This window comes from Candidatus Sarmatiella mevalonica, assembly GCF_016751895.1.
Lineage (GTDB): Bacteria > Pseudomonadota > Alphaproteobacteria > Rickettsiales > Rickettsiaceae > Sarmatiella > Sarmatiella mevalonica.
Genome location: NZ_JACVVM010000078.1, coordinates 1 through 5,034, shown reverse-complemented (window position 1 = coordinate 5,034; position 5,034 = coordinate 1). Strand labels below are relative to the sequence as shown.

Genomic DNA, 5,034 nt, shown 5'->3' with positions numbered 1-5,034 from the left:
GCCTACGACTCTTTTATCCCAGATTTTTTCTAGCTTCTTTATTATTATTTCAAACTTTTCTAGCTCCATGCCAAATAATCTTAAAAAAACTCTTGGATGTTTAGCAATTTTACTGTATCTTATCATTGTGTGTAGTCTCTTGTTGGTTAAAAATCAAGTTCTATACACGCTTTATAAAAAATATCAATCCCTCCCTGTAAGTAATTTCCAATTCTATATACTTACGCAAGAGGTCTAATATGGCAGTGGTTTTTGCTATTGACACTTTGGGAATTGAATGTATTATCTATAAGGGCAGTACCGTAGCATGTTTTATACGTGAGAGGTGCGCGTAGCCTTAATCTGGCTGGAGTTTGAGGTAGCATTGCAAGATAGCGTTAAGCTATGGATAGAATAGCTGTATACAAACTAATAAAATTATCTAAATAATTTTTTACTACTCTTTTTCGCAAACATCTTAGTATTTTACTTCTGTGTGTTTATGGTATATAATCCTTAAATAAAGCAGATACACTCTTTTTTGCCAATAGCAAAGATATATGGAGGGATGGCCGAGTGGTCAATGGCAGCAGACTGTAAATCTGCCCGCGTGAGCGTTCGAAGGTTCGAATCCTTCTCTCTCCACCACCATAGATATTTGTTGTGTTCCTTCTAGCGCTTTTTTGTCTACTGGGTTAGGCACGACGCAATCTTTTTTTACTACCCTTGCGGGTGTAGCTCAATGGTAGAGCCCCAGCCTTCCAAGCTGGTTGCGTGGGTTCGATTCCCATCACCCGCTCCATACACTTCCTTTTTCTATATTAGACCTCCTCGGAAACTAGACTTTTCATAAAAAAGTTATGGTGTAAGCGAAAGTACAGCTTATGATACAATAAGCCTCTTGCATAACCTAAAAATGAAGGAGGAATTTTTAGAAAAAATGATATTGAGCGCCGCAGCATACTCTAGTATATGAGGAGCGCAAAGGAGTTTTGACAACAAAATTACCCCACGGAATAGGTTATGCGAGAGGTCTAATTTTTAAAAGTATCTTTTAGCGCAGAGATCAATTGTAGAAACTGTAATAGAGCAGCTAAAATCTATTTGTTTAATTAGACCTCTTTCGAAACTCGCTCATGATGAGCAAATGCGAGGAGTATACGAAGCACAGAGCCGCAGTGTACATGAAGTACGTGAGGACTTGCGCATCGACAGCGTCGCCACAGTTGCCATCAGGAGTAGAGTTAGGAAAGAGGTCTATTGAACATTCAAGGCATAGAAAGCCGGATAATTTCCTTGCAAACATACTGTCTGCGCTTATTGCCTATACCTTAAAACCTCGCAAACCCTCTATAAATCAACGTTCTCTAATGAATAATACTATGGCGCTTGTGTCGAGTTGAGGTCAATCTACTTCAATGAGGCGCGTAATTCTTACCTCATCAACTTTTTGTCCGTGAATCATTGTCTTCATAATATACACCATAATTCTCTGGGATTAAACAACTAGGGTCAAATCACCAGAACAAGATAGTTTAACGCTGTAAGTACTGGTATACGTTCACAGTCGCTGTTATTGTCTGAGCATAATTCATCGTAGCAGGATATACTATAGACTCAAACCAATCCACTCTCCCATATAAATCTTTTTTTCTAGGATCGCCAATCATCTTAATCCACTCATCCGTCCTGCGTGCACCCGCGTTATAGGCGCAAGCTATTAACGCTGGATAATTGTTATATTTTGTTACAAGCTTGCTTAATTGCATAGTGCCTAAAGCAATACTATATTCCGGCCTGTATAACGACCGCTTGGAGGCTGGCACATTGCATACTTTTGCAAAATCAGAAAGATATTTTGGATTAATTTGCATTAACCCTATATCACCACTGCTTCCAACAATTGTTGGATTAAAACAAGATTCCTGTTTAATAATGGCGTATGTTAAGGGTTCATCCACATACTTCTTCACTTTCGGGTAAGGCGTTGGATATGCTAAATGCAGTACTATATTACGCTGCGCCGCAACTTCAGCAAGTCTTGTTAGGTCAGAGGTAGGCAGATGAGGCTGCGCCTTGCTTAAGGCATAAAGCACTACATTCTTATTCTGCAATACATCATCATTAGAAGTGCTATCTTTGTTTGTAGCCTTTTCTATAATTTGTGAAACGCAGTAGTTTATCCAATCGCATTTTTTGTTAGCAACTGCCCAATCTAGTACATCTATTAAACGTTGATACGCTAAGCCCGAAGGTCTATGGGGGTTGTATAGATTCGCAAAGCTAATAGCAAGACTACGTTTCAAGGTTTCATGCGCAATCTGCCCATAGAAAGTATGCCCATACTGTGTCGCAATGTTATAATATTTAGCAGCATCAGCTCTTTGCCCTAATTTGTCAAAACTTCTAGCTATCCAATATGCCTGTTTAGCTAGATCAGACGCATTGCTAGATTTTTCTTGAGCGACAAAGAAATGATTGAGAGCCTTTTTGGGGCTATGTAAAAAACGCAACTGAATCCAGCCGGCTAACCATTCTATCTTTCTGATATTCATATCAGACACATTACTATATCGAGATACCAACTTATACGCACTACGATACTGATGCTGTAACAACAATCGTCGCGCATATTTTATTCGCTCCTTCGCCCACACATTGCCTTGTTCTGCTTTGTTTTGAAGATATAATGGGTTATCGAACGCTTCGTCAAACAAATGTAGGTCTCGTTTAATTCTCTCTAAATTCTTGTCAGACTGAAGATAATATAATATTAGCGCCGGAACGCGATGTTTCTTAGGCACCGAACCAAAAGTGCGGGCTATATCTACTTTTTTTGGATTATTAATAAAATCTAATGTCAACAAAACCCCCTTCCTATATTCGCTAGGTATGAGTTCTAGCATGTCGTGCGCTTCTCGCGATTTCTTTGTGATGAGTAATTGATTAATTCTCTGAAGGTGCTGAGTAGAAGATAGATCATGTTTTGCAAGATAATCATGCATTTGCTTCTTATCAAAACTACCAAAAATCCATCCATCAAGCACGAAAGAGTCGTTCTGTTTTGCGCAATAAAAACCCCTTGCTCTATAACCAATAGGCGTTTGAGGATCGTGGCTTTTAAACCAACGGCATACTTTTGCCTCGTGATGCACTTTCTGCTCTAAACTCTCTTCAGCTTTGATAAGCAATGCTTTTGCTCTTACCGCATAAGGATGAGCATCTAAAAATTGCACAACTTGCACAAAATCCACTTCGCTAGCTTTACTATCAAGAATCTTTTTAGTAAACTCCACCTCCTCTTCGATAGACTTGTTTAGAAGAGTTTGATTTTCTTTTGAATCTTTTTTTAAACTAGCATGTGCGTTTATGCTAAACAAACAGAATGCGCATAGTAATGCATATAGTGACGCATATATAGAGTATCGATACAGGATGTTCATAGAATTATAGCGAAAATGGTAAATCTTTTTGAGCAGTATCTATAGCAATTCTCTAGAAAGATTTAATGATAGATACAGTCTATGTTAACTGCAATAGCAACATATGCTGAACATGCCTCCTATCTAAATTAAGCGCGAGATAGTCATGAGCAATAGCGTTAATCTGTTGCCATTTATCAAATAAATACATTTGGTTATACTTAGCATTTTTATTGAAATAAAAAAGTAAAGATTCTGGGAGAGGATAGCTATTATCAAATCTTTTACGCATCACCTTGGCCATGACATAGCGAGTTATACCTATAAGTTTTAACAACCCCTCGTGCGATTGAAAGGCCCAGTCTTGCATTAAATGCTCTAATCTATAATCTATGCTATCATAAGTTTCATCTCTATCAAAAAGAGTGAGAGCTCTGGAATGCAAAGTGGGTACGAGCCTAGCATTAGCAATAAAGAATAAATGCTGATTCGAGCTAAGGTCTTCGACAATTTTTAACAAACTATTACTCACATGCAAATTCATGCATGCTGCATTAGATACTACTGCGAATTGGTTCTTATTAGCTATGCTGGTTCTTGAGAGAAAGAGCTGCAAGGGGCGAATATCATCTAAATTGATCGCGTCCTGTTTAGTAAAGAGAATAGTGTCGAGATCAAACTCGTCTGGCTGTATCTTTTTTAAAAAGGTGAGTAGCTTAGTGTAGGTGATGCGCAGATTATTTGTGATGATGATGCTAAGCGAAGGCATTTGTTTATTCTGAGCAAAGGTCCATCTTGCGATAAAATCATGAAAGAGCATAAATTGTTATAAAGACCAAGACAAATAAGATAGAAAGACAAATAGACGGAAAGACTGATTAAGAGCTATTAGACCTCTTGCATAACCTATTTTGTGTGGTAATTTTGTTGTCAAAACTCCTTTGCGCTCTTCATATACTAGAGTATGCTGCGGCGTTCAACATCATTTTTCTTAAAAATTCCTCCTTCATTTTTAGGTTATGCAAGAGGTCTATTGAAAATATTATATAGCAAATCAAATAGAAAGGAGAGGGGGCGATGTGAAATAATAGACCTCTTCGGAAACTATCATTTTTGTAATTCCATATTGTAAATAGCGTAGATTAAATTGAACCTTAGGCCGAATCTTTTTCGTCTGCTTCGGTATTTGTCCGAGATAATTTTAAATCGTTTAATCATTCCAATAACATTTTCATTGGCTACTCTTTGACTTGCGATTTCATGATTTTTCTTTTTAGCTTCTTTCGTTAGTGGGTTATTCCTTGTTTTCTTTTTTGGTAATTCGGATTTGGTATGGAGCTTTTGTATGATTTGGTCCCGTATCAGTAGACTTCTTTCGAAACTCATTTATACTAGCTCCATGTTATATAGTAAATTAATTTGAGGTAGCGTATTTAAAAAAGAAAGATAACGAAGCAAAAAGACTCTGAAAGTCAGAAATTTTCTGCTTAACCCATCGCTTCATATTAGCCCAAAATTTCTCTATTGGGTTAAAATCAGGTGAATAAGGAGGAAGAAAAATTACCTTACAACCAACAGATTCAATGAGATCTTTTGTCTTTTGTGATCTGTGAAATGCAGCGTTATCCATTAT

General features: G+C 37.4%; 4 protein-coding genes, 2 tRNA genes and 2 pseudogenes. 4 read left to right on the top strand and 4 right to left on the bottom strand.

The window, feature by feature from the left end:
• Window positions 1-541 precede the first annotated feature (541 nt).
• The 3 genes and pseudogenes from Sarmat_RS05885 to Sarmat_RS07545 all read left to right on the top strand — a co-directional run.
• Window positions 542-627 (top strand) — tRNA-Tyr (locus tag Sarmat_RS05885).
• 80 nt (window positions 628-707) lie between these two features.
• Window positions 708-781 (top strand) — tRNA-Gly (locus tag Sarmat_RS05880).
• Between the two features lie 457 nt (window positions 782-1,238).
• Window positions 1,239-1,382 (top strand): annotated as a pseudogene (locus tag Sarmat_RS07545) (IS982 family transposase); the annotation flags it as partial.
• 132 nt (window positions 1,383-1,514) lie between these two features.
• Here Sarmat_RS07545 and Sarmat_RS07235 read toward each other — a convergent pair.
• Together Sarmat_RS07235 and Sarmat_RS05865 are read right to left on the bottom strand one after the other, a co-directional pair.
• Window positions 1,515-3,275, bottom strand: a complete 1,761-nt coding sequence (locus tag Sarmat_RS07235) for a transglycosylase SLT domain-containing protein (RefSeq protein WP_202149851.1) — start codon at window positions 3,273-3,275, stop codon at window positions 1,515-1,517.
• Between the two features lie 226 nt (window positions 3,276-3,501).
• Window positions 3,502-4,221, bottom strand: a complete 720-nt coding sequence (locus Sarmat_RS05865; protein WP_202149850.1) for a hypothetical protein — start codon at window positions 4,219-4,221, stop codon at window positions 3,502-3,504.
• Window positions 4,222-4,298: 77 nt separating this feature from the next.
• Between Sarmat_RS05865 and Sarmat_RS05860 the strand changes: the two genes are divergently transcribed.
• Complete coding sequence (locus Sarmat_RS05860; RefSeq protein WP_202149849.1) at window positions 4,299-4,451, top strand: hypothetical protein; 153 nt, start codon at window positions 4,299-4,301, stop codon at window positions 4,449-4,451.
• Window positions 4,452-4,508: 57 nt separating this feature from the next.
• Here the strand turns inward: Sarmat_RS05860 and Sarmat_RS05855 are convergent.
• Together Sarmat_RS05855 and Sarmat_RS05850 are read right to left on the bottom strand one after the other, a co-directional pair.
• Window positions 4,509-4,754 (bottom strand): annotated as a pseudogene (locus Sarmat_RS05855) (transposase family protein); the annotation flags it as partial.
• A 61-nt stretch (window positions 4,755-4,815) separates the two neighbouring features.
• Window positions 4,816-5,034: transposase (locus Sarmat_RS05850; RefSeq protein WP_202148971.1), on the bottom strand; the 219-nt coding region annotated here is incomplete at its 5' end.